Raw genomic sequence first — 24,102 nt, 5'->3', positions numbered from 1 at the left:
ATGCCCGCGCTTCCCGCCGCCACCGGTTTCAGGCGGCTGTGGCCACAGACCCTGTTCGCTCAACTGTTGCTGATCATGGTATGCGGCGTGGTAGCCATTCAGCTGTTGTCGAGCAGCATCTGGTTCGACGTACGCTTCGCCCAGGTGCTGGAGGCGCCGGTGCGTCTCGCTGCCAGCCGTACGGCGGGGATGATCGAAAGGGGTTGCAGCGCTGACGGCCCGCTCTCGGCGCCTGCCGGCTACCAGTTGAACTGCCTCGCCAGCGAGCCGCACGTCGACGCGACCGACCGGCGTGGTCTGCGGCGTATCGAGTTGCTGTTGCACCAGGCGTTGCTGCATGAACTGGGACACGAGCAGCGGATCCGCTTGCTGGAGGCCCGTCTGACCGACACGCACGGCCAGCCCATCGTCTGGCGCAGCCTGTTCGGCCTGGACACCGCCCAGGCTCATATCCGTTTTGCCGTCGCCCAGCCCGATGGTCGCTGGTTGGAAGTGGATGGCCATGAGCAGCAGGGCTGGAGCGGCGAATCGGCCTGGGCGCTGATCGCCGATTACATACTGCGTATCTACGTGCTGCGCATTCTGGCGGTGCTGGGCATCTGCTGGCTGGCGGTACGCCTGTGCCTGCGCCCGCTGCAGCGGCTCAGCGAGGCCGCTCGCGGCCTGGGCGACAACCTGGAACAGCCGCCGCTACCGCTGAACGGGCCGCTGGAAGTGCGCGAGGCTGCGCACACCTTCAACGTCATGCAGCAACGGCTGATTGCCATGATGCGTGACCAGGCGCACTTTCTCGCCGCCGTGTCCCACGACCTGCGCACGCCCCTGACGCGTATGCGCCTGCGTATCGAACGCCTCAGCGATGACGAGCAGCGTGAGCGCCTGAAGCACAACATCGCCCAGATGGACGCCATGATCGCCCAGGTGCTCGACTTCCAGCGCGCCGCCGAGCCTGGCGTGGCTGAGCCCGTTGATATCGAGCAACTGATCACGCAATTGTGTGGCGAACTGGCAACTGCCGATGAACCATTGCCTGTTTCGGGCAACGCGACACTGGTGCGCGGCAACCCGATTTTGCTGCAGCGTTGCCTGCAGAATCTGCTGGAAAATGCCCTGCGCTATGCCCGTGGGGTAGAAGTGGCGGTGGTCGGGCGGGAGCAGGGCATTGCCATTCGCATCGAGGATCGCGGCCCCGGAATCGAGCCGGCCTTGCTGCCCAGCATCTTCGAGCCATTCGTGCGGGCGGAGGCTTCACGCAATGCTCGTTCGGGCGGCTATGGGCTCGGCCTGAGCATCGCCCGACGGATTGCCCAAGCTCACGGCGGCACACTGATTCTTGAGAATCGCACAGGTGGCGGCCTGGCGGCCGAGCTGTGGCTACCAGCCTGCTGGCAATGAAAAGCTTCGGGCACTCCGCGCGGTTTTCGGGCACTAACTCAGAACCCTATCGCCACATGCAAGGAGTTCATGATGAATGTTCTGATGGTACTGACCTCCCATGATCAGCTCGGCAACACCGGTGCAAAAACCGGCTTCTGGCTCGAAGAGTTCGCGGCGCCTTACTACGTGTTCAAGGATGCCGGCGCCAATGTCGTGCTCGCCTCGCCAGCCGGTGGCCAGCCGCCGCTGGACCCTAAAAGCGACGCGCCCGATGCACAGACCGACGCCACCCGCCGCTTCAAGGCCGACGCCGAGGCGCAGCGTCATTTGGCTAACACCGTGAAGCTGGATTCGGTCAAACAACAGGATTTCGACACCATGTTCTACCCCGGCGGCCATGGCCCGCTGTGGGACCTGGCCGAATCGCGCGAATCGATCGCCCTGATCGAAGCCTTCGAGCGCGCCGGCAAGCCGATCGGCTTCGTCTGCCATGCGCCGGGTGCGCTGCGCCACGTCAGGGCGGCTGACGGCAGCCCTTTGATCAAGGGTCGTCGGGTCACCGGTTTCAGCAACAGCGAAGAAGCTGGCGTGCAACTGACCGACGTGGTGCCGTTCCTGATCGAGGACGAATTCCAGAAACTCGGCGGCCAGTACGAAAAGGGTGAGGACTGGGCGTCCTTCGTGATCGAAGACGGCAAGCTGGTCACCGGCCAGAACCCCGCCAGCTCGGAAGCCGCTGCCGAGGCGCTGCTGGCGAAGCTCAAGTAGCTGCGGCAGGTGAGTGGGGCAGGGCTTCTGTAGCGCCGTTAGGTGAATAACGGCCGCCCCGTTACTGCGACAAACCCTCAGAAACGAGAAAGCCCCGTCAGTGATGACGGGGCTTTTGTATTTTGATCTGGAGCGGGTGATGGGCATCGAGCCACTTCCCAGCTCCACAAGGCACCTGCATTGCTCGCTTGAGCGTGGACCTTACGCTTTATTCCGCTTTGTACCGCAGTTGCTTCGATACTTTTATGACTCGCCAACTAGACATTTCTGGTGCTGGTAGCTAGTCCCACATCGCTCCATGCGTCCGGGCCATCCAGCGCCTAGCTCTTTCCTAGGTGATCGCTATCCCGCGTTCGTTTGGCTCAAGTTTCGGTTTGCTTCGTCGTATCCGGACTGGTTTGGCCAGCCTCGGGCGCGATCTGGCCGCTTGCCAGCCAGAGGGCGTACTGGGGGTAAATCTTCACCATTACGTCTATCTCGTCTGCGCTCACTCGTACAGCGCCCTTGCTGACGTTTCTCGAGCGCTCGTAATCCCCACCTTGCTCGCTAGCTCGGTTGTGCCTTCGAGCTTGATCGATGCGCGCGCTCTATCGGACGCGCTTAGACCAAGCACGGGCCATTCCCAAATGTGTGAGGGCGTAAGGTGCTGCACTTGACCACGATCAATCCACTCAAAGGGGCAGGCCAGCCACATTCTGCGCCACACCTTCGCGGCTCACTTCATCATGGGTGGTGGGCATATCGTCACGCTGAAAGAGATCCTGGGGCATGCGTCGTTGGCCATGACAATGCGCTATTCGCACTTGGCGCCTGAGCACTTGAATGACGCGATCAGGCTGGGGCCGATGGCTGACTTCTCACACTGAAACCAATTGAATGGAGGTGCGCCACTGGCGTACTATTTCAGCATGATCTTTATCGAGACTCCCATCTTCACCAAACGCTTGAAAGAGCTGCTGACTGACGACAGCTACTCGGCCTTTCAGCGCGAACTGGCAGACCGGCCAGATATGGGCGATGTGATCGAAGGCACGGGCGGAATCCGCAAGGTGCGGGTGGCCTCAAGCGGCCATGGCAAACGGGGCGGCTCCAGGGGCATCTACTATCACTTCACGTCCGCTTCGCAGATTGCGCTGTTGCTGATCTACCCGAAGAACGAGAAGGATGATCTGTCGGCAGATGAGCGCAAGGTGCTCAAGCAAATTATCGATCGGTGGAGGTAATCACCATGAACAAGTTCTTCGACGACCTGCTGGAAAGCGTTCAGCAGATGGACGAGATTCACCGGGGCGAACGCCAGCCATCCAGGGAGTTCACCGTGGACGCCCTGCAGGTGAAAGAGATCCGCAAGGCTACCGGCCTCACACAAGCCAAGTTCGCGGCCATGATCGATGTGCAGCTCGGCACCCTGCGTAACTGGGAACAAGGGCGACGTGAACCGACCGGCCCGGCCAAGGCGTTGCTGCGTGCTATCCACAACGACCCCAAGCACGTCATCCAGGCACTGTCCGTCTAGGTTTCGACACTTCTTCGACAGTCCCGAACGTCGCCCACAAAAAAGCCCTGTAAAAACAGGGCGTTAATGTTTCTGATCTGGAGCGGGCTAAGGGAATCGAACCCTCGTCATGAGCTTGGGAAGCTCAGGTAATGCCATTATACGAAGCCCGCTTGAGGGCGCCTTTATACCCGAATCCATCCGCAAAATGAAGCCCGCGTTGCCCATTGGCCATCTGCCAGGGCAACGCGGGCTGCTCTATTGCGTGTCATACGGCCATGGCATGCAGGCCGGGGTGGACGGTGAAGCGTTTGCTGGTGGTGTTGTGTTGCAGGAAGCCCAGCAGGGCGTTCTGGGTCTGCAGCCAGGCGCCTTTGTGTTCCATGTCGATGAAGTGGCCGGCGTTGCTGACCGTGGCGAAGTGGCAGTCGTTGATGTGTTGGGCCATCAGGCGGGCATCGGCGGCAGAGGTGTATTCGTCGTGCTCGCCGTTGATGAACAGCAATGGGATGTCGATATCGCTCAGGCAATCCAGGTGGCAGTGGGCTTCCATGCGCAGCACTTGTTGCACGTGGGCGTTCATCTGCCGGTATTCGTGGCTGCTCAGGCGGCTGATGTGCTTGTGGTTGTAACGCTTGAACAGCGACGGCAGGTGCTTGCCGATGGTGTCGTTGACCAAGTGGCCGACCTTGTCGCCGTCCTCCTGATTGAGGCACACCAGAGCGCGGCCCAGGTAGTCGAGCATCGGTTCGTTGAGGGTCGGCGAGAACGACGCGAAGATGGCCTTTTCCAGCGTGGGCGGGCGCCTGGTGAGCGCGAGCATGGTGGCCACGCCGCCCCAGGAAAACGACATCACGTACTGGGCCCCGTAGTGGTCGATCAGGTCGAGCAGGATCGCCGCTTCGTCTTCCTTGCTGATGCAGTGGTCGTTGCGGTTGTGCGCCCGCGACTGGCCGGCGTAGGGCTGGTCGAAGAGCACTACGTTGAACCGGGTGGCGAGGTATTTGACCGTCTGCGCGAAGGAGGCGGTGGTCGCCAGAGAGCCGTTGACCAGAATGATGGTCTTCTGGGCCGAGGGGTTGGCGTGGAACTCCGTATGTACCTTGTACGTCCTGTGCACATCGATGACAGCGATTGCTGGCTTCATATGTATTTCCTCCTGGCGCAAAAGATGAACGCGGCTGACGGCGAACCGTAAACCGGGCAAGTCGGATAGCTAGGAAAACGCCTGGACATGACAAAGCAATGTCAGGCTTGAGGATCTTGTGATTAGAGGGGTGAAGCAGGTTTCAGGGCTGTAATGGAACGGCTTGAGCGCGTTCTTCTCACCAGGCAGGAGCCCCTTTTGCAGGTAACGCAGGCCGCGCGCTGGCGACCCCGATATCGCCTGGCGCTATCGAGCGGCATGGCGACATCTTTTTCGAGTTAAGCAGCGGCCAAAACGGCTGGCAAGGAGGCTGAAAGGATTCCGCATGACCGCTGGTCGGCGGCGCTTCAGACGCTGGCGATTTCCGCGGCGGTGAGTGCGCGGTACTGGCCGGGCGCCAGTTGTGGGTCGAGGACGATCTCGCCCATGCGCTCGCGGTGCAGGGCGACGACGCGGTTGCGGAAGTGGCCGAACATACGCTTGACCTGATGGTAGCGGCCTTCGAACAGGGTGAGCCGGGCGTGGTGACTGTCCAGCACCTCGAGCCCGGCGGGCAGGGTGGTGAGATCTTCGAAAGCGAAGTACAGCCCGCGGGCGAAGACCTCGGCGTACTCGCCGGTGATCGGCTGTTCGGTGGTGACGTGATAGACCTTGGGCTTGCGCTCTTGCGGTTGGGTGATGCGCCGCGACCAGCGCCCGTCATTGGTGATCAGCAACAGGCCGCTGGTGTTGAGATCCAGGCGGCCGGCCAGGTGCAGCTCGTGCTTGTCCGGCTCGTCCAGCAGATCGAGCACGGTGCGGTGTTCGTCGTGCTCGGTGGCGCTGACCACGCCGACCGGTTTGTGCAGCATCCAGTAGCGTGCGCTGCGCCCGGCCTGCAGCAGTTCGTCGTCCAGCTCCACGCGCTGGAAGTCGCGGATATCGAAGCGCGGATCAGAGATGACCTCGCCGTCCACGCGCAGGCGACCAGCGCTGATCAGCAGGCGGCTGTCCTGGCGGCTGAAACGGGGAAAATTACTGAGGAAACGATCCAGGCGCATGGTTCAGTCGGGCTCGCGTTCGTGCTCGCGAGAGGCAACGATTTGTACGACGCCTGCGCAGGCTGGGCACAGGCAGGCGCGGTTCAGCGCCTCGGGCGGCAGATCCTGCAACGCCTGCGGTTTGACCTCGACCTCGAAGCACCAGCAGTGCGTGACCTCGCTGTCGCTGGCAGCCTGGGCGCAGCTGTTGAGCTTGCCGCAGGCGGGACACAGATTGGCGTTCATTGGGTTTCTTCGCACAGGCGGTTGCGCCCGGCCTGCTTGGCCCGGTACAGGGCGCGGTCGGCGCGGGCGATCAAGGCCTGCAGATCGTCACCTTCCTGCAGCGTGGCCAAGCCGATGCTGGTGGATGTGTGCAGCGTCTGCTCGGCGAACGTGAAGGCGCTGACCTCGGTCTGCTGGCGGATCTTCTCACCGAGCTGGCGGGCTGCCTCGAGCGGGGTGTCCTTGAGCAGCAGGATGAACTCTTCACCGCCCCAGCGGCAGATGATGTCCGACTGGCGCAGGTTCTCTTGCAGATGGCGGGCGAAGCCACGTAGCACCGCATCGCCGGCCAGGTGGCCGTGGCTGTCGTTGAGCTGCTTGAAACCATCGAGGTCGAAGAGCAGGGCGCACAGGGTGCTCTGGCCGCGCCGTGCTTCCTGGATGGCCTGGTTGGCCAACAGCTCGAAGCCGCGGCGGTTGGGTAGTTCGGTCAGCGAGTCGGTGGTCGCCAGGGCGGTGATGCGCGCCTGGTAGCGGCGCAGCACCAGGGTCACCAGGGTGAGCACCACCAGGGTGACCACGCCGCAGATCAGCAGGTTGAGGTAAAGCGACTGGCGAATGCCGGCCAGGGCGCCTGTTTCGTGCTTGTCGACGAACAGGTACCAGTCCAGCTCGGGAATGAAGCGCACGTTGAGGAAATGGCCGCGGCCATGTTCCTGGTAGAAGAAGTTGCCGCTCTTGGGATGGGGCAGCTTGCTGTGCAGCTCTTCGAGGCCCTCGACGTCGCTCAGCTGGTCGCCGATGCGCGCGCCCATGGGGCCGCCGCTGGCGCCGGTGAGCACGATGCGCCCGGTGGTGTCGACGAAGTACACGCTACGGTCGTAGCGCCGCTGGTACTGGTCGATCAACTGCACCACGGCGTCCACGGTGAGACCGACACCGGTGGCACCGATGAAGCGGTGCTCGTAGTCGAACACCTTGTAGTTGATGAACACCGTCATGCGATCGCCGTTGGCCATGTCGATGTCGACGTTGATCTCGTAGGGCTCCTCCTGATCGCGCAGGCGGTAATACCAGACGTCGCGGGTGGCCTGCTCGTCGACCTTTTTCAGCACGCCCTTGGCCTGGTAATAGGTCTTGCTCTGCTCGGAGACGAAGAAGCTGGTAACCGCGCCATAGTGGCTCTGCACTTCCTGCAGGTAGCGGATCATCGGCTCCAGGTCCTGCTCGCCGCCGAGCACCCAGTCCCGCACGAAGGTATCGCGGGACATCATCGAAGAGATGAGGATGGGCCGTACCAGATCCTTCTGGATCTCCGAATAGACGTTGTCCGAAGTCAACGGCAGTTCGGTGTTGACGATGTTGTCGCGGATCGAATCCAGCGCCGCGTGATAGCTGGCCAGCGAGGTGGCGATGAAACCGCAGACGAGCAGGATCAGCAGAATGAAGACCAGCGAGCGAGGGCTGGCAGCTTTGGCGGACGGTGATGGCATCGTGCTGGCTTCTTTGTAGATGGCCGCCATGCTAGGTGGGCTGGGGCGCGGGCGCAAGCCAGGCCGCGCGAAGCCTGATGGCTTGCGCGGCGCGGCGGAGCCTGCCAGTGGCCGAGGTGCTTATGCCTGTTCGATGACGGCCACGCGCTGGCCGGCGCGCACGGCGGCGCCCGGTTGCACGCGAACCTCGCGGACGATGCCGGCGACCGGTGCGGTGAGCGGGATTTCCATCTTCATGGATTCCAGAATCACCAGTACGTCGCCAGCCTCGACGCTGGCGCCGGCCTCGACCTGCACCTGCCAGAGGTTGCCGGCGATGTGGCTGTCGACGCTGTGTTGGCCAGCGTCGAGCGGTGCATCCTCGGTGAGTTCGGCCACGCCTTCGTCGCTTTCGAAATGCGCCTGGCCGGAGTCGATCCAGCGCTGGCGTTCGGCGGCGAAGGCGGTGCGCTGCTGATCGCGGAAGGCGGCGATGCCGTCAGCTTCGTCAGCGAGGAACTGCTGGTAGTCGGCCAGGGCCAGCTCGCTCTCCTCGATGCGCAGCTCGAAGCGGCCCAGGGGAAAGTCGCGGCGGGTGCGTAGCAACTCGTCGGCGCTGACCGGGTAGAAGCGGATCTGGTCGAAGAAGCGCAGCAGCCAGGGCTTGCCATCGAAGGCGGCGACTTCACGGTAGCGGTTCCACATCTGCAGGGTGCGGCCAACGAACTGGTAACCGCCGGGGCCTTCCATGCCGTACACGCACATGTAGGCGCCACCGATGCCCACCGAGTTCTCGGCGGTCCAGGTGCGCGCCGGGTTGTACTTGGTGGTGACCAGGCGGTGGCGTGGGTCCAGCGGCGTGGCCACCGGCGCGCCGAGGTAGACATCGCCCAGGCCCATGACCAGGTAGCTGGCGTCGAACACGGTGCGGTAGACCTCGTCGAGGTTTTCCAGGTCGTTGATGCGGCGGATGAACTCCAAGTTGCTCGGGCACCAGGGCGCGTCCTTGCGTACGGTGGTCATGTACTTGTCGATCGCCAACTGGCAGGCCGGGTCGTCCCAGGACAGCGGCAGGTGGACGATGCGTGACGGCACCTTCAAGTCGCGTGCGGCGCACACCGCGTCCCATTCACCGGCGACGATAGCCAGCAGCGTTTCCAGTGCCAGGGTCTCCGGCTGGTAATGCACTTGCAGCGAGCGGATACCGGGCGTCAGGTCGATCACGCCGTCGAGTCGCTTGGCTTCGAGTGCCTGCATCAGTGCATGGCCGCGGAAACGCAGTACCAGGTCGAGCTCCGGCTGGCCGATTTCCAGCAGCAGATGGGTGTCGCCGGAGAGACGCGCGACCAGGCGCGTGTCGTCCTGGCCGATATCCAGCACGATGGGGCTTTGCAGCTCGGATGTTCTTGTGGGAGCGGTCGCGTCTGTGGGGGCGGCCGGGCGGCGCTCCGTTTCAGCCGCGATGCAGGCAACATTGGTATCGCGGATAAATCCGCTCCCACGGAGGGTGGTGCATTCGAGGTTGATCGCGCTGGCCAGCTCCCGCGCAGTGGCGATATCCACCGCCACGAAGCGCACCTTGTCGCCGGCCTTGAGCTGGCCGAGCTGCCACAGGTCGGCCTCGATGATGGTCACCGGGCACACGAAGCCGCCCAGGCTCGGGCCGTCCGGGCCGAGGATCACTGGCATGTCGCCGGTGAAATCCACCGCGCCGATGGCGTAGGGGTTGTCGTGGATGTTCGAGGGATGCAGCCCGGCCTCGCCGCCGCTCTCGCGCACCCATTCGGGCTTAGGGCCGATCAGGCGCACGCCGGTACGGCTGGAGTTGAAGTGCACCTCCCAGGCGGTGGCGAAGAAGGTGTCGATATAGGCGGGCGTGAAGTACTCCGGCGCGCCATGGGGCCCGTAGATCACGCGGATCTCGCGCACGGCGGGTAAGGCGGGGCACAGCTCTGCCGGCAGTTGCGTGCCTGCCTGACGATCCACCAAGGCCGGGATGTGCAGCACGTCGCCGGCACGCAGGGCGCGGCCGCCGTGGCCGCCGAACTGACCGAGGGTGAAGGTGCTCTTGCTGCCCAGGTAATCCGGCACCTGGATGCCGCCACCGATGCTCAGATAACTACGCGTGCCGGGCCCATTGATGGTGCCAAGGGCCACGGTACTGCCGGCTTTGACCAGCAGCGCGGTGTTGATCGGCTGGGCGATGCCATCGATGCTCAGGGGAATCTCGGCGCCAGTGACGGCGATCACCGCGTCGGTGTTGAAGCGCAGCAGCGGGCCGCTCATGGTGATTTCCAGCGCAGCGGCGCCTTCGCCATTACCGAGCAGACGGTTGCCCAGGCGCAGCGCGCGACTGTCCATCGGCCCGGACGGCGGCACGCCGACGGCCCAGTAGCCGAGGCGTCCAGGAAAGTCCTGCACGGTGGTCTGGGTGCCGGCGCTGAGTACCTCGAAGGTGCTGGCCTGGTGGACCAGGTTTTCCAGGCAGCGTGTCCAGGGCGAGCCGCTGGCGAACGGGGCGTCGCTGAGAATCTGGCGCAGGTAGTCGCGGTTGCATTCCACGCCATAGAGCACCGAGTCGGCCAGGGCCTTATCGAGGGCGGCGCTGGCTTGTTCACGGCTTGGCTGCCAGGTGATCAGCTTGGCGATCATCGGGTCGAAGTAGGGCGGGATCTCGCAGCCGGCTTCGACCCAGGTATCGATGCGCAGCGCCTTGCCGTCGGCTTCGGGGAACTGTACGGCGGTGAGCAGGCCGGGGCTGGGCTGGAAGTCGCGGCCCGGGTCTTCGGCATACAGGCGCGCCTGGATGGCATGGCCGCTGGGCTGCAGGCGTGCGGCCAGTTCGCTGAGCGGCGGCAGATCGCCGGCGGCGAGCTCGATCATCCAGCGCACCAGGTCGACGCCCCACACTTGTTCGGTGACGCCATGCTCGACCTGCAGGCGGGTGTTCACTTCCAGGAAGTAGAAGCGCTCGGCCTCGCTGTCGTAAACGAATTCGACGGTGCCGGCACTGCGGTAGCTGACCGCCTTGGCCAGCTCGATCGCCGCGGCGCACAGCGCCTCATTCATGCCCGCGGGCAGGTTGGGGGCCGGGGTTTCTTCCAGCACCTTCTGGTTGCGGCGCTGCACCGAGCAGTCGCGCACGCCGAGGGCGATCACCTCGCCCTGGCCATCACCGAACACCTGCACTTCCAGGTGGCGGGCGCGCTGGATGTACTTTTCGATGAACACGCCGCTGTCGCTGAAGTTGTTCTGGCCCAGGCGCTTGACCGCCTCGAAGGCGTCGCAGAGCTCGGCCGCCGAACGGCAGACGCGCATGCCGATGCCGCCGCCGCCGGCGGTGCTCTTGAGCATCACCGGGTAGCCGACCTGTTCACCGGCGACCAGTGCGGCGTCGAGGTTTTCCAGCAATTCGGTGCCTTCGAGCATCGGCACGCCGTGCTGTTTGGCCAAGGCGCGGGCGGTGTGCTTGAGGCCGAACACTCGCAGTTGCTCGGGTGTCGGGCCGACGAAAGCGATACCGGCGGCTTCGCAGGCTTCGGCGAAGGCGGCGTTTTCGGAAAGGAAGCCGTAGCCGGGGTGAATGGCTTTGGCGCCAGTCTGCCGGGCGACAGCGAGGATCTTGTCGACCACCAGATAGGTTTGCGCGGCCGGGCCCTCGCCGAGGGAGAACGCCTCGTCGGCTTGCTGGACATGCAGGCTGGCCACGTCGGCTTCGGAGTAGACGGCGACGCCCTTGACGTCGAGCTCACGCAGGGTGCGCAGGATGCGGCAGGCGATGGCGCCGCGGTTGGCGATCAATAGTTTGTCGAACATTCGAGAAACCCTCGAAGGAGGCGGGCCGTCCCGCCGGTATTGGGTCTTGGCCACGGTCGTCCGTGGTTGAAATCGAGTTGATCGCTTGCTGCTTATGCAGGCGCGATTCAGATCGCGCTCTGGTGGACGTCAAGAGCGACGGCTACGCGCCCCGATCCACCCTACGCATCGCGGTTTTGCTTGGCGGTTAGGCATTGCCCCGAGCGGCTCTGGCAGATCAGCAGCAGGAAGCGGCGCAGGCGCTGGCTCAGTTCCATACCAGCACCTCGGCAGGGGTCGGGTTCCAGCCGTTGCAGGGATTGTTCAGCTGCGGGCAGTTGGAGATCAGCACGATCACATCGGTCTCGGCACGCAGCTCTACGTACTTGCCGGGCGCGGAGATGCCGTCCTCGAAGGTCAGGCCGCCTTCCGGCGTGACCGGCACGTTCATGAAGAAGTTGATGTTGGCGCCGATGTCGCGCTTTTCCAGGCGACCGTCGTGCAGGCTGGCACGCAGGAAATTGTCGCGGCAGCTGTGCATGTAGCGTTTGTCCAGGGCATAGCGCACGGTGTTGCTCTCCTGGGCGCAGGCCCCGCCGAGGGTGTCGTGGCGCCCGCAGGTGTCGGCGACGATCGTCAGCAGGGGGTTGCCGAGGTTGGAGTAGAGCACCGTGCCGGTGGTCAGGTAGACGTTGTTCTGCTTGCGCAGGGTGCGCTGCGGGTCGAAGCGCTCACGCGAGTTTCTGGCGGCGAAGAACAGCGTGTCGATGGCCTGGTTACCTTCAAGGTCGTGCAGGCGCAGGGTCTGCCCGGCCTTGACCTCGAACAGGTAGGGCTCGCCGGCCGGAATCGTGTGGCGGAATACGGCGGTTTCGGGATGCAGGTTACTTGCGGTGAGGCTCATGTCGGCATCCTCAAAGGTACTGGCGTTCGGTGTTATGAAAGGCGCGGCCGTTCTCCGGGCGCGAGGTGCGGCACAGCACGCTGATGCCGTCGCTCTGCACCTTGCTCCAGGCGAGCTGCACCGGCTTGGGCGCGTACTGCGGGTTGGGGTCCATTGGGTGCTGCAGGGCGGTGAGCACCACCAGGCTGTCCATCGGTGCGTACAGCTCGACGTAGTCGCCAGCCTGGCTGTTGCCGGGGCGGAAGCGGAAGGCGCCATCGGCGTCGACGTCCACGCGGCTGAACAGGTTGAGGTTCATCAACAGGTCCTGGAGGTTCAGGTTCCACTTGCCCATTTCCACCAGCAGGTTGTCGGTGCCGTTACGAAAGAAGCCGTTGCGCAGTTCCTGGTAGCGGCCCTGGCCGTACTTCTCGGCGACTTCCTCGGCGTTCAGCACGCCGCCGAAGCTGTCGTGCCAGCCGCAGGTGTCGGCGGTGATGGCCGCCAGCACCTTGCCCATGTCCGAATACAGGCAGTGGCCGGTGGTGAGCTTGGCGGTGTGCTGGCCCTTTAGGGTGTCGGGGAGGTTCAGGCGCTCGCTTTTTTCGGCAGCGTTGAACAGCAACAGGCTGACGTTGGCGCCGCCTTCGATATCGGTGATACGCAGCAGTTCGCCGCGCTTGAGCACGAAGGAGGTGTGGCCGCCACCTGGGACGGTTTCTTCGTACAGCGTGTGGCGCAAATCAAGTACTGTCATGGCAGTCTCCTACAGGGCTGGCGCAAGGTGCGCCGGCAACGCCGCGATAGCGCTTCGGCGATCGCTGTTCAGGGGGATGTCGTAGGTGATGCGCGCACCGAAGGCATTCGGCGCGTGCGGGTCGACGCGGGTCTTGTCGAATACCATCAGGCGGGTGCCGAGGCTGAAGCCTTCGGACAGGTCATGGGTGACCATGAACACGGTCAGGCCGGTTTCGCGCCACAGCTCGAGCAGCAGGGCGTGCATATCCTTGCGGATGCCGGGGTCCAGCGCGCCGAAGGGTTCGTCGAGCAACAGCACGCGCGGCTTCATGATCAGTGCCTGGGCAATCGCCAGGCGCTGCTGCATGCCGCCGGAGAGCTGGCTGGGGTATTTGTCCAGGGCATGGCCGAGGCCGACTTTCTGCAGCAGCTCGGCGGCCTGCTCGCGGGCGTCACGCTTGGCACTGCCGAAGAGTCGGCCGAGCAGGGCGGAGCGCGGCAGCTCCAGGCCGATGGCGACGTTATCCAGCACGCTCAGGTGCGGGAACACCGAGTAGCGCTGGAATACCACGCCGCGACTGGCGTCCGGCTCGCCAGACAATGGTTTGCCGTCCAGCAGGATCTCGCCTTTGCTGGGCCGTTCCTGGCCCAGCAGCAGGCGCAGAAAGGTCGATTTGCCGCAACCGGACGCACCGACCAGGGTGCAGAACTCGCCTTCGGTGATGGACAGGTTCAGGCGCTCGAGAACGGTCTGGTCGCCATACTCCTGCCACACATTCTTCACTTCGATGAACGCGCCTACTGCACTATTTTCTTTATGGGTCATGCCTTGGCCCCCTCGTACCAGGGAAAGCACAGCCGGGTGAGCTGGCGCAGGCCCAGGTCCATCAGCCAGGCGAGCAGGGTGATCCACACCACGTACGGCAGGATCACGTCCATGGCCATGTAGCGGCGTACCAGAAAGATGCGGTAGCCCAGGCCGTCGGTGCTGGCGATGGCTTCGGCAGCGATCAGGAACAGCCAGGCCGAACCCAGCACCAGGCGCAGGGCGATCAGCAGGCGTGGCAGCAATTGCGGCAGCACCACGCGCAGGATCAGCGTCCAGGTGCTGGCACCCAGGGTCTGGGCCTTGATCAGCAGCTCCCGGGGAATTTCCCGGGCACGCTGTTCCAGGTCCCGGGCGAGGATCGGGGTGATGCCGATGACGATCAGCATCACCTTGGATAGCTCGCCCAGGCCGAAGACGATGAACAGGATCGGCAGGATCGCCAGCGGCGGCACCATCGACAGCACGGTGAGCAGAGGCGACAGCGGCGCACCGAACAGCGGCAGGATGCCTGCGGCGATACCCAGGCACAGGCCGACCATGGCAGCGATGCCGATGCCGATGCCCAGGCGCGTCAGGCTCGAGGTGGTGTCCTGCCAGAAGGCGTACTCGCCGGTGCGCTTGTCTTCGGTGAAGGCCAGGCGGTCGACGGCGGCAATCATCTGGCTGGCGCTGGGCAGCAGCTTGTCGTTGGGGTTGTCCGCCAGACGCTGCGCCGAGCCCGCGAAGTAAGCGAACAGCAGCAGCGCGAACGGCAACAACACCAGCAGCAAGCGGCCGGCCCGGTCGGGATGTCGGTTGATCAGGCGCATAGAACTCTCGTTGGCGATGGCTGGGTCGAGACGCGTCCCCACGCCGGGCGTGGGGACGATCAGCCCCTAGAGTTGGCCGTCGGCGGCCATCTGCATGAAGGTCGGATCGAAGCGCAGCTTGAGGTTACTCTGGTCGCCAGTCGTCATGTCGTTGGCGAAGCTCATGCCAATGGCATCGGCGCTCTGTGCGCCTTCGCCGAGCAGGCCGTGATCGAAGGAGAACGCCGCGACCTTGCTCATGGTCTCCGGTAGGCGTGGGCTCATGGCGAAGGCCACGGCGTCCTTGGCGCTGTAGAACATCTTGGTGGTGGCGAGCTGCGCCTCGTAGCTCTTCAGGTCGGTGCCCGAGGCCTTGGCCATGTGCTCGCGAGCGGCCTTGCCCGCCGATCCGGTATCGGCCATGGTCGCCATGATTTCGTACCAGGCGCCGGTCAGCGCCTTGCCCAGGGCGGGGTTGTCCTTGAGGGTTTCGCTGTTGACCACCATCAGGTCGATGATTTCGCCGGGAATCTGGCTGGAGTCGAACACCTTGGTCACCCCAGGCGTGGCTTCGATTTCGGCCAGCAGCGGGTTCCAGGTGGTCACCGCGGTGACGTCAGGTGTGGCGAACGCAGCGACCATGTCGGCATCCGAGGTATTCACCACCTTCAGGTCGCGCTCGCTCAAGCCGGCTTTTTCCAGGCCGCGGGCGAGCAGGTAGTGGGAGACCGAGAGCTCGACCAGGTTGACGTTCTGGCCCTTGAGATCGGCAAGGGTTTTCTTCTCGCCCTTGAGCACGACACCGTCATTGCCGTTGGAGAAATCGCCGACGATCAGCGCGGTGCTGTCCACGCCACCGGCGGCGGGGATGGTCAGGGCGTCCATGTTGGTCATGGTGCAGCCGTCGAACTGGCCGGCGCTGTACTGGTTGATCGACTCGACGTAGTCGTTGATCTGCACCACGTCGATGGAGATGCCGTACTTGTCGGCCCATTTGTCGACGATGCCCTGGGCGTCGCCATACTCCCATGGCATCCAGCCGGCGTAGATGGTCCAGCACACGCTGAAACTGTCCTTTTGCGCAGCCTGGCTGTTTAGGGAGAGAGCTGCCGCGAGGCCGGCGGCGAGAACGGAGAAAAGACGGGGCTTGCGCATAGGAACCTCCAGTTCGAGAAAGGGCGGGCAGGAGTGCGCGGCATGTCCCATCGCTGGGGCGCGTTCTCCCGGGCTTTTGTCCCGCCGTGTAACCTCTCGAGGAGGTCGCCAACTCTCGGACCAGTCATCCGCCGTTACTGGCGAACCGGAACCCTAGTCGGCTATTTGCAAATTGTGATGCCGCTGTCCTGGGCGATGCCGAGGATTTTCCTGCACGCCAGTGTGTAAGCGAGGATCGTGCCAGGCAGCGAAGCGTGCGCTGGTGCCGGGCGCTCGTTACCGATGAGGAGATGGGTGCGCTCTGGTGGTGCGCAAGCGTCAGCGTGTGCGCAGTTTCGGCGCGCCGGTGTGCTGTCGACCGCGCTGAAATGATTTGTAGCCACTGTGCGACGAGTGGAACGGATTCGCCGCCTCCGGGATTGTCTGATGGGCTGGGGACAACCCCGGTACCGGCAGCCGCCGGTGCATGATTCGCGGTCGAAGGAGGCCGCCCATGATCCGTAAATCCATGCTCGTCGCGTTGTTGGGTTTCTCGCTGACCGGTTGCGCCGTTTACGATGACAGTCGTTATGGCAACCGCTACTACGAACGCCAGTACTATCCAGGCACCTACGTGGAGCGCACCGAGGTGTATGGCGCACCGCGTTTCTATGTCTACGAGGATCGTCGCCACGACTCGTACTATCCGCCGCCGGGTCATCATTCGCGGCCGCCACGTCATTACAACCCGCCAGGCTACGATCCGCGCTATTACGGTCGGCACGATCGCAATCGGCGCGACTACCGCCCGGCGCCGCGGCCGGGTTGGGAAGGGCAGCGTCATCACTATCAGCAACAGCAACGCCCGCGCTATTCACCGCCGCAATGGCAACAGCGCGAGGCACCTCAGCGTATCCAGGGATTTCCGATGCGCGACCGTTGATCATGGGTGCCGATGCGCACGTGAGTGCGCATCGGTACGTTCGTCGCCTGTAGTGGCATCTAGCAATTGTTTTTTACGTGCATGCGCCGCACCATGACGGCGTTGCTCGTCTGGAAGCATTGTCGTGCCAATCGGCGGATCTGGCGTTCTCTCACTTCGTTATCGCTGGCCCGTGCTGGTGGCGTGGCTGCTCGCCCTGTCGCTGGTGGCTGGCGGCCTGCACGCGCAGTGGGACTTCCAGCGCATTGCCGCTCGCGCCGAGCAACTCTACGGCCCGCTGGGCGCCGGCAAGCCGCGTATCGATGCCTGGCAGCGCCTGCTCGACGAGCAGCGCAACGCTCCCGAGGCCGACCAGCTCAAGGCCGTGAACCGGTTTTTCAACCTGCAATTGCGCTTTCGTGACGACCAGGAAATCTGGGGCGTTGCCGACTACTGGGCGACGCCCGTCGAAGCGCTGATGCGCGGCGCTGCCGACTGCGAAGATTACGCCATCGCCAAGTATTTCAGCCTGCGTGAGCTGGGCGTGCCGAGCGAGAAGCTGCGCATCACTTACGTCAAGGCGGTGCGTCTGAACCAGGCGCACATGGTGCTGACCTATTACCCGACTCCTACCTCGGTACCGCTGGTACTGGATAACCTGATCGATGCCATCGAGCCGGCGACCGAACGCCGGGATCTGGTACCCGTGTACGCCTTCAACGCTGAGGGGCTGTGGGTGCCTGGGCCGGCTGGCGGCAAGCAGGTGGGAGACAGCAAGCGCCTTTCGCGCTGGCAGGATTTGTTGAAGAAGATGCGCGCCGAAGGCTTTCCTTAAGGCGTAGCGAGGAGTTGTGCATGTCACTGTTCAAGCAGTTGTGTGTCGCCATCTGCGTGCTGATGCTGGTGAGTTTCGCCGGCAGCGTCGTGGTCAACGTGGAGAGCTCGCGCGAGCAGCAGGTCAACCAGTTGCGCTCCCACGCGCAGGACGCAGCGACGGCGCTCGGCCTGTCGCTCGGCTCGCACCTGGACGACCCGGCGATGCTGGAACTGATGGTCAGCTCGATTTTCGACAGCGGCTATTTCGAGAGCATCCGCGTGATCGGCCCGGACGACAAGGTGCTGGTCGAGCGTTCCGGCCCGAGCCTGGGCCGCGGCGCGCCGCAGTGGTTCGCCGACCTGGTGGACCTGGCGCCGGCACAGGGCGACGCCATCGTCAGCGACGGCTGGAGTCAGGCGGCCCATGTCGAGGTGGTCAGCCACCCGTATTTCGCCATCGCCAAGTTGTGGCAGAACGCCTACGCGACCTTGCTGTGGCTGGCGCTGATCAGCTTCGTGTGCATCGGCCTGGGCGTGCTGTTGCTCAAACGCCAACTGCGCCCGCTGGAGTACATGGTCGAGCAATCCAATGCCATCGCCCGCCGCGAGTTTCTCAGCGCGCCGAACCTGCCGCGCACGCCCGAGTTTCGCCGGGTGGTGAACGCGATGAATCAGATGGTGGAAAAGCTCAAGACACTGTTCGACGAAGAAGCTTCACGCAGCGAGAAACTCCATGCCGAAGCCTATCAAGACAGCCTGACGGGCCTGGCCAACCGCCGCTATTTCGATCTCGATCTGCAGGCACGCCTGACGGGAGAGGAACGGGCCAGCAGCGGTGCGCTGATGCTGTTGCGGGTCAATGACCTGATCGGGCTGAACCAGCGTATCGGCGGGCAACGCACAGACCAGCTGCTCAAGGCGGTGGCCGAACAACTGCAGCAGGTCAGCCAGGGCCGTTTCCTGCTGGCACGCAACCGCGGTGGCGAGTTCGCCTTGCTGGCTGCCGGTGTCGACCGCCAGGAAGCCGAGCAACTCGCCGAGCAACTGTGCAGCGCCTTGCTGTCGTTGCAGCAGACCGGTGCCAGCGATTGCTCGCCCGTAGCCCATATCGGCATCACCACTTTCGCGCCGGGGGCGAGCAGCAGCGAACTCTACAGCGCGCTGGATGCTGCCTTGGCCGAGGCCGTCAGCAACAGCCGCCACCATTGGGCCTTCGTCGAGCATCATCACCAGGGCGTTGCCAACGGCGAGCGCAATGACTGGCATCGCCTGCTGGAAGGCGCCCTGCAGCAGGGGCGTTTCCTGCAATACGTACAGCCGGTGGTCAATGCCGCCGACCCGACTAAGGTGCTGCATAACAAGGTGCTGGCGCGTTTGCTCGACGAGCGCGGCGAAACCATTCCCGCTGGCCAATTCCTGCCGTGGCTGGAGCGTTTCGGCTGGACCGCTCGTCTGGATCTGGTGATGCTCGACGCCTTGCTGGCGCAACTCGCCGACCATGAAGGGCAGGTGGCGCTGAGCCTGTCGGGCATCACTGTGCGTGACCCGCAGGCCCTGCAACAGGTCTACGAGCGCTTGCGCCTGAATCCGGCGGTCAGTGGCCGACTGATTCTGGAATTGGACGAAGGCCAACTGCCCGGACCGGCCGAACTCGAGGCGATCACCCGCAGGCTGCGCAGCCTGGGCGTCGAGCTCGGCCTACAGCATTTCGGTGGGCGCTTCAGCATGATCGGCAACCTGGCCAAGCTCGGCCTGGCTTACCTCAAAGTGGACGGCAGCTTCATCCGCGGCATCGATCAGGAAGGCGACAAGCGCCTGTTCATCGAGGCCATGCAGCGAGCGGCCAACAGCATCGACCTGCCATTGATCGCCGAGCGGGTGGAAACCCGTGGGGAGTGGGAAGTATTGCGGGCGATGGGCGTCAGTGGTGTGCAGGGGCGTCTGTTCAGCGAGCCGGCCGCCTGGGCCTGATCAGATCAGGCCGCGCTCCTCGTCATTGATCAAACGGTTCATGCCGCCGAGTGCATCGCGCGCTCGGCTACGGCCCATCAGCTTGCTCTGGGCCGCTTCCGGCAGGTCGGTAATGCGCACCACGCCCTTCTTGATCAGCACGTCGATCAAGTCTTCGAGTACGCGGATCATGTCCAGGTCGCTCTGCTTGAGTTGCAGCAGGCTGCTTTCCACGTTCTGGTTGGAAAACCAGGCCCGGGCTTCTTCGCTATCGGCCGGCAGCTCGCCGTTCATTCCCTCGAAAGGCTCGGGCTGCACGCGCAGCAGCTCGCCTTCGGCGTTACGTTTTATATAGAACACGGCCCTTCTCCGATAAACCTGTCTGCTACAGCTTAGCGCCCCGCCACGAAAGTGTGGCGGGGCATTGGCCTATCATGGGTCGACTTTGATCGTGTGGTTGGCGATCAGCGTGTTGATGTCATAGCTCGGCAGGCTGGCCTGGCCCAGGTCGATCTGTACATCGGCCTTGGCAGCGACCTGTTGACTGGTGGTATCGGCGTTGTTGAACTCACCCTTGGTGCTGATCAGCAGGGTGGAGCTGCCGTTGTCCGTCACCAGCTTCAGGTAGCTGTCCAGGTTGTTGCTGTGATCCTGCAGCAGCGAGCTGAGGTCGATGGTATCGCCCTCGGCCACGTTGAAGTCCTTGATCACGTCCTTGCCGAAGTCGCCTTTCTGCCAGGCGAAGGTGTCGGCACCCGCGCCGCCGAACAGGATATCGTCGCCAGCCCCGCCGACCAGCAGGTCGTTGCCGCCTTGGCCGTAGAGGATGTCATTACCGGCACCGCCGTACAGTTTGTCCGAGCCGCCGCGGGTGTCGCCGGCCACGTTGAAGGTCTCGTGGTTGGCACGAATGTAGTCGTACAGGTCGGCGTTGGTCGGGGCGATACCGTTCTTCAGTTCCAGGAACACTTCCAGGGCATGGGTACCTGCACCGTTGTGCAGTTCGGACGGTTTGGCCGGGTTGCCATTGACCCCCCACGGTAGTGCGTCCGTGTTGATCACGTCACCGAAGATGATGTCGTTGCCGTCGCCACCGTAGATGATGTCGTTGCCGACGGTCACTGGTACGTTGGCGTTCGAGCCGCCGTGCAAAGCGATGGTCAGCTCGTCGGACGTGTTGACGATATCTGCTTTGCCGATCGGTACCGTCGTGTAATTGACCTGGGAGATGTTGTCGATCCACATGGTCGCGCTGCTGGAGTTGTTGCTCTTGTCGTCGACGCTGAATGCCAGGCGGTAGGTGCCGGCGCCGACGCCAGAGGTCTCTGCGGTCGTCCACGTGTTGTTGGTAAAACCACCTCCCGACTGCACGTCGACCCAGGCGCCGTTGACCTGCTGCTGCAGTTTCCAGCTCATGGTATCGCCGTTGGCGGTGCCGGCAGTGGCGTAGTTGAATTTCAGGCTGTTGTATCCGCCTTCGCTAATCGTGATGCTCGGCGTGTAGGCCTTGGTAGCGCTGCCGCCAGTAGCATCGACAATTCTCAGGGCGCCGCCGTTGCTCGTCTGAGTGCTGACCGAGCTGCCGCCGCCTGTTCCCTCGGTGGTCCAGCTGTTCAGGTTGTTCCAGCCGGTAGAGCCGCCATTGAAGTTGGCCAGCACGGTTTCCGACGAAGCGAGGCGAGTAGTGCCCATGCTGGCGCTCGTGTTGTCGAACAGCGCAAGGTTCTTCTCGCTGACACCGCTGCCGATGCCGATGGCATGAACGGCAGTTTTTCCGGCCAGCACGTTGAATGTATCAAGCGATCCGAACAGCACTTCATCGTTGGTCGTCGAGCCGTTGCCACTGACGGTGGTGGTATTGCCGTTGTAGTAGAACGTCGGGTCGCCGTCGGACAGGAAGAACGTCAGGTTCTCGTAGCCCGCAGCGGCGGTTTTGCCTGCTGCACTCTGGGCGTCGAACCAGGCGGATGCCTCCTTGAACGAGCTTTCGTAGTTGGTGCCACCGTTGGCAGTGAGCTTCTGAATGTCCGCCAGCAGACCGTCGAGCTTGGCGCCGGACTGAAGTTCGGAGACCTTGACGCTCAGGGTCACTTCCCCGGCAAAGCCGACCAGGGCGATGTTGATCACACCATCGTGGCCGGCAAGGGTCGTCACGAACTTGGAAAGCGCGTCCTTGGTCAGGCTCATGCGGTCGCCCTGCATGCTGCCTGAGGTATCGACGAGCAGGGCGATGTTGTAGTTGGTGGCCGGCTGAATGGTAGTCAGCGTGCCCCCCGCATCGCCAAGCAGCACGTCGTTGCCGGCGCCGCCGTTGATGGTGTTGTCACCATTGTCGTTGGCACCCCCGCCCGCGATTCGGATGGTGTCTGCAGGTTGGTTCACCTTCAGGGTGACGGTCGCGATATCGCTGCCTCCCTTACCATCGCTGATGGTGTACTGGAAGCTGGCGTCGCCGTAGAAGCCCGATTTCGGCGTGAAGACGATGTTGCCGTTGTTGAGCGTGACCGTGCCGTTGGTGGCGTTCTGCACGCTGGTGATGGACAGCGCATCGCCATTGGGGTCGGTGTCGTTGCCGAGCAGGGTGCTGCCGGCGATGGTCAGGCTGTCGCCCGCGTCCACCACCAGGCTGGAGGTGGTCGGCACGTGGTAGAGCATGTCCGAGTCGACGACCTTGAAGTTGCCGCCTTGGCCCAGTTCGACTTTCAAACGCGCGTCGCCGCCCTGATCCCAGTAGATGATCTCGATCTGCTGAGGGCCGGCATTTGCTGCGCTGATGGTGAAGGACTTGCCGGTGGCGGTGGCGCTCGACTGGATATTGTTGAACTCGGCGACCACCTGGCCGTTGATACGGATGCTGTAGCCATCGTCCGCGGTCACCCGGAACTGGTAGGTACCAGCAGCCAGGTTGACGTAGCCGCTCATCTTGATGATGGCGTCGGACGTGTTGCCCGGATCCGTGGACAGCGAATTCGCCTTGGCGCCGTTGCCCGTGGTGGTGTTGACGCCCAGGAACGTCTGCAGGTTGGTGCCGTTGCCCAGGCCCGAAGCGTTGCTGAGGTTGCCGTAATCCAGGGTAGTAGCGTTGAAGGTCGCCGCCGCTTTGTGGGTGTCGATGAACTGGCGAACCTGGCTCAGGTTGGTCAGGTTGGCGCCGTCATTACCCGCGCCGGTGCTCGTGTCGTTATAGCCGAAGTATTCGGCTTTCAAACCGGTGACCTTGGTGTAGCTGTCGTCCTTCGCGTCCGGGGTGCCATCGATGATGCCGCCGGTGGCGCTCTGGCCGCCGATGTCCAGCTTCACCGTTTCCAACGGTTCGGCCACCACGTTGTCGGCGAGGGTCTGGACGGTCACCGAGAAGCTGGTGACGCCTGCAGGCACGGTGATCTTTCCGGTGTTGGCATCGTACGTCACGCCGTTGCTGAAGCTCTGTGCGGTCAGCTTGTAGTCGACGTTGGCGGTTGCCGTACCGGTGGCGTTGAAGGACAGCACGGTCGGCGTCGAACTGGCATTGCTCAGGGTGACGTTGAAGACCAGGTTGTTGCCTTCGACCACGTTGTCATCGGCCGTACCGGGTTGGCCGACGTCGATGGTTTTCACCGTCGGCACCGGGTCGTTGTCGATGATGGTCGCGGTGCCGACCTTGCCACCTACGTTGAGCGTGAAGGTTTCGGTTTGCTCGTAAACGGTATCGTTGATGGTCGGTACGGTGACCGTGAAGCTGGTCACGCCTGCGGGCACGGTAACCTGGCCGGTGGTGGCGTTGTAGGTCACGCCATTGCTGAAGCTCTGGTTGCTCAGCGTGCCGTTGTAATCGCTACCGGCAACCGCCGTACCAGCGTTCAAGGCGAGACTGAACGTAGTTGGCGTGCTGCTGGCATTGGACAGGTTGACGGTGAACACGGCGTTGTCGCCTTCATCGACCTGGCCGCCTGCGTTATCGACTGCGGAGCTTACGGTGCTGACCGTCGGTACCGGGTCGTTGTCGATGATGGTCGCAGTGCCGGTCTTGCCGCCTACGGTCAGGCTGAAGGTTTCGGTCGGCTCGAAAACGGTGTCGTTTATGGTTGGCACGGTGACAGTGAAGCTGGTCACGCCAGCCGGTACGGTGACCTGCCCGGTGATGGCGTTGTACACCACGCCATTGCTGAAACTCTGATTGTTCAGTACCGCGTTGTAGTCATTGCCAGCGGTCGCGGTACCCGGGTTCAGCGCGAGGCTGAAGGTGGTCGGCGTGCTGCTGGCATTGCTCAGGCTGACGGTGAACACGGCATTGTCGCCTTCGTCGACCTGGCCACCGGTGCTGTCGACAGCCGCGCTCACGGTGCTAACGGTAGGCGCCGCATCGTTGTCGATGATGGTCGCGGTACCGGTCTTGCCACCTACGGTCAGGCTGAAGGTTTCGGTTGGTTCGGCAACGGTGTCATTGATGGTCGGTACGCTGACCGTGAAGCTGGTGACGCCAGCCGGCACCGTGACGACGCCGGTCAACGCGTTGTAGGTGACGCCGTTGCTGAAGCTCTGGTTGGTCAACGTACCGTTGTAGTCCAGGCCTGCCACAGCTGTACCGGAGTTCAGGGACAGGCTGAAGGTCGTGGTCGTGCTGCTGGCATTGGTGAGGTTGACGGTGAACACGGCGTTGTCGCCTTCGTCGACCTGGCCGCCGGTGCTGTCGACCGCCGCGCTGACGGTGCTAACGGTAGGCGCCGTATCGTTGTCGATGATCGTGGCCGTACCAGTCTTGCCT

19 protein-coding genes, 1 tRNA gene, 1 pseudogene and 1 riboswitch are annotated in these 24,102 nt (G+C 63.4%); of the genes and pseudogenes, 8 read left to right on the top strand and 13 right to left on the bottom strand.

Features of this window, described 5'->3' with window-relative positions:
• The 5 genes and pseudogenes from BVH01_RS15795 (at position 1) to nadS (ending at position 3,661) form a co-directional block, all read left to right on the top strand.
• On the top strand, positions 1-1,395 hold the full coding sequence (locus BVH01_RS15795) for an ATP-binding protein (RefSeq protein WP_075931250.1): 1,395 nt from the start codon (positions 1-3) through the stop codon (positions 1,393-1,395).
• 72 nt (positions 1,396-1,467) lie between these two features.
• Entirely contained in the window at positions 1,468-2,145 is a 678-nt protein-coding gene (locus tag BVH01_RS15790) for a type 1 glutamine amidotransferase domain-containing protein (protein ID WP_075931249.1), read from the top strand.
• Positions 2,146-2,819: 674 nt separating this feature from the next.
• A pseudogene (locus BVH01_RS15780) lies at positions 2,820-3,011 on the top strand (tyrosine-type recombinase/integrase); the annotation flags it as partial.
• A 42-nt stretch (positions 3,012-3,053) separates the two neighbouring features.
• Positions 3,054-3,368 carry a type II toxin-antitoxin system RelE/ParE family toxin gene (locus tag BVH01_RS15775; RefSeq protein ID WP_075931248.1) on the top strand — a complete coding sequence of 105 codons (315 nt, stop codon included), beginning with the start codon at positions 3,054-3,056 and terminating at the stop codon, positions 3,366-3,368.
• Between the two features lie 5 nt (positions 3,369-3,373).
• Entirely contained in the window at positions 3,374-3,661 is a 288-nt protein-coding gene (gene nadS / locus BVH01_RS15770) for a NadS family protein (RefSeq protein ID WP_070887868.1), read from the top strand.
• 78 nt (positions 3,662-3,739) lie between these two features.
• On the opposite strand, the gene BVH01_RS15765 is transcribed toward nadS, so the two are convergent.
• From BVH01_RS15765 to BVH01_RS15715, 11 genes are all read right to left on the bottom strand, one after another.
• A tRNA-Gly gene (locus BVH01_RS15765) sits at positions 3,740-3,813 on the bottom strand.
• Between the two features lie 95 nt (positions 3,814-3,908).
• Positions 3,909-4,787, bottom strand: coding sequence for an alpha/beta fold hydrolase (locus BVH01_RS15760; protein ID WP_075931247.1), 879 nt, complete (start codon positions 4,785-4,787; stop codon positions 3,909-3,911).
• A gap of 347 nt (positions 4,788-5,134) precedes the next feature.
• On the bottom strand, positions 5,135-5,827 hold the full coding sequence (locus BVH01_RS15755; protein ID WP_075931246.1) for a pseudouridine synthase: 693 nt from the start codon (positions 5,825-5,827) through the stop codon (positions 5,135-5,137).
• Between the two features lie 3 nt (positions 5,828-5,830).
• The gene (locus BVH01_RS15750) at positions 5,831-6,052 is read right to left on the bottom strand and encodes a cysteine-rich CWC family protein (protein WP_075931245.1); all 222 of its coding nucleotides are present in this window, start codon (positions 6,050-6,052) and stop codon (positions 5,831-5,833) included.
• Positions 6,049-7,524: a sensor domain-containing diguanylate cyclase gene (locus BVH01_RS15745; RefSeq protein WP_075931384.1), complete on the bottom strand. Its 1,476-nt coding sequence runs from the start codon at positions 7,522-7,524 to the stop codon at positions 6,049-6,051. Before BVH01_RS15745 ends, BVH01_RS15750 begins: the two co-directional genes overlap by 4 nt.
• Before the next feature lie 120 nt (positions 7,525-7,644).
• On the bottom strand, positions 7,645-11,319 hold the full coding sequence (gene uca / locus BVH01_RS15740; RefSeq protein ID WP_075931244.1) for an urea carboxylase: 3,675 nt from the start codon (positions 11,317-11,319) through the stop codon (positions 7,645-7,647).
• Positions 11,320-11,566: 247 nt separating this feature from the next.
• On the bottom strand, positions 11,567-12,202 hold the full coding sequence (locus BVH01_RS15735; protein ID WP_075931243.1) for an urea amidolyase associated protein UAAP2: 636 nt from the start codon (positions 12,200-12,202) through the stop codon (positions 11,567-11,569).
• 10 nt (positions 12,203-12,212) lie between these two features.
• Positions 12,213-12,938, bottom strand: coding sequence for an urea amidolyase associated protein UAAP1 (locus BVH01_RS15730; RefSeq protein WP_075931242.1), 726 nt, complete (start codon positions 12,936-12,938; stop codon positions 12,213-12,215).
• Between the two features lie 9 nt (positions 12,939-12,947).
• The gene (locus BVH01_RS15725; RefSeq protein ID WP_075931241.1) at positions 12,948-13,745 is read right to left on the bottom strand and encodes an ABC transporter ATP-binding protein; all 798 of its coding nucleotides are present in this window, start codon (positions 13,743-13,745) and stop codon (positions 12,948-12,950) included.
• The gene (locus BVH01_RS15720) at positions 13,742-14,557 is read right to left on the bottom strand and encodes an ABC transporter permease (protein WP_075931240.1); all 816 of its coding nucleotides are present in this window, start codon (positions 14,555-14,557) and stop codon (positions 13,742-13,744) included. The genes BVH01_RS15725 and BVH01_RS15720 overlap by 4 nt, the downstream gene beginning before the upstream one ends.
• 66 nt (positions 14,558-14,623) lie before the next feature.
• Positions 14,624-15,691, bottom strand: a complete 1,068-nt coding sequence (locus BVH01_RS15715) for a putative urea ABC transporter substrate-binding protein (RefSeq protein WP_075931239.1) — start codon at positions 15,689-15,691, stop codon at positions 14,624-14,626.
• A gap of 63 nt (positions 15,692-15,754) precedes the next feature.
• Positions 15,755-15,859: riboswitch (guanidine-I (ykkC/yxkD leader) on the bottom strand.
• Positions 15,860-16,184: 325 nt separating this feature from the next.
• On the opposite strand from BVH01_RS15715, the gene BVH01_RS15710 reads away from it, so the two are divergent.
• The 3 genes from BVH01_RS15710 (at position 16,185) to lapD (ending at position 19,379) form a co-directional block, all read left to right on the top strand.
• Positions 16,185-16,613 (top strand): hypothetical protein, encoded by a 429-nt coding sequence (locus BVH01_RS15710; RefSeq protein ID WP_075931238.1) that lies wholly within the window; start codon positions 16,185-16,187, stop codon positions 16,611-16,613.
• 178 nt (positions 16,614-16,791) lie between these two features.
• On the top strand, positions 16,792-17,427 hold the full coding sequence (gene lapG, locus BVH01_RS15705) for a cysteine protease LapG (RefSeq protein WP_371915605.1): 636 nt from the start codon (positions 16,792-16,794) through the stop codon (positions 17,425-17,427).
• 20 nt (positions 17,428-17,447) lie between these two features.
• Positions 17,448-19,379, top strand: coding sequence for a cyclic di-GMP receptor LapD (gene lapD / locus BVH01_RS15700; RefSeq protein ID WP_075931237.1), 1,932 nt, complete (start codon positions 17,448-17,450; stop codon positions 19,377-19,379).
• Here lapD and BVH01_RS15695 read toward each other — a convergent pair whose 3' ends face one another.
• Positions 19,380-19,718, bottom strand: coding sequence for a tryptophan synthase subunit beta (locus tag BVH01_RS15695; RefSeq protein WP_075931236.1), 339 nt, complete (start codon positions 19,716-19,718; stop codon positions 19,380-19,382). It abuts the gene before it with no gap.
• Between the two features lie 72 nt (positions 19,719-19,790).
• On the bottom strand, positions 19,791-24,102 hold a 4,312-nt coding region (locus BVH01_RS15690), incomplete at its 5' end, for an S-layer family protein (RefSeq protein WP_218189112.1).

This window comes from Pseudomonas sp. PA1(2017) (assembly GCF_001945375.1).
In the GTDB taxonomy this organism is placed as follows: domain Bacteria; phylum Pseudomonadota; class Gammaproteobacteria; order Pseudomonadales; family Pseudomonadaceae; genus Aquipseudomonas.
The sequence above is the reverse complement of the archived record's forward strand: the minus strand, read 5'-3'. Positions and strand labels throughout refer to the sequence as shown.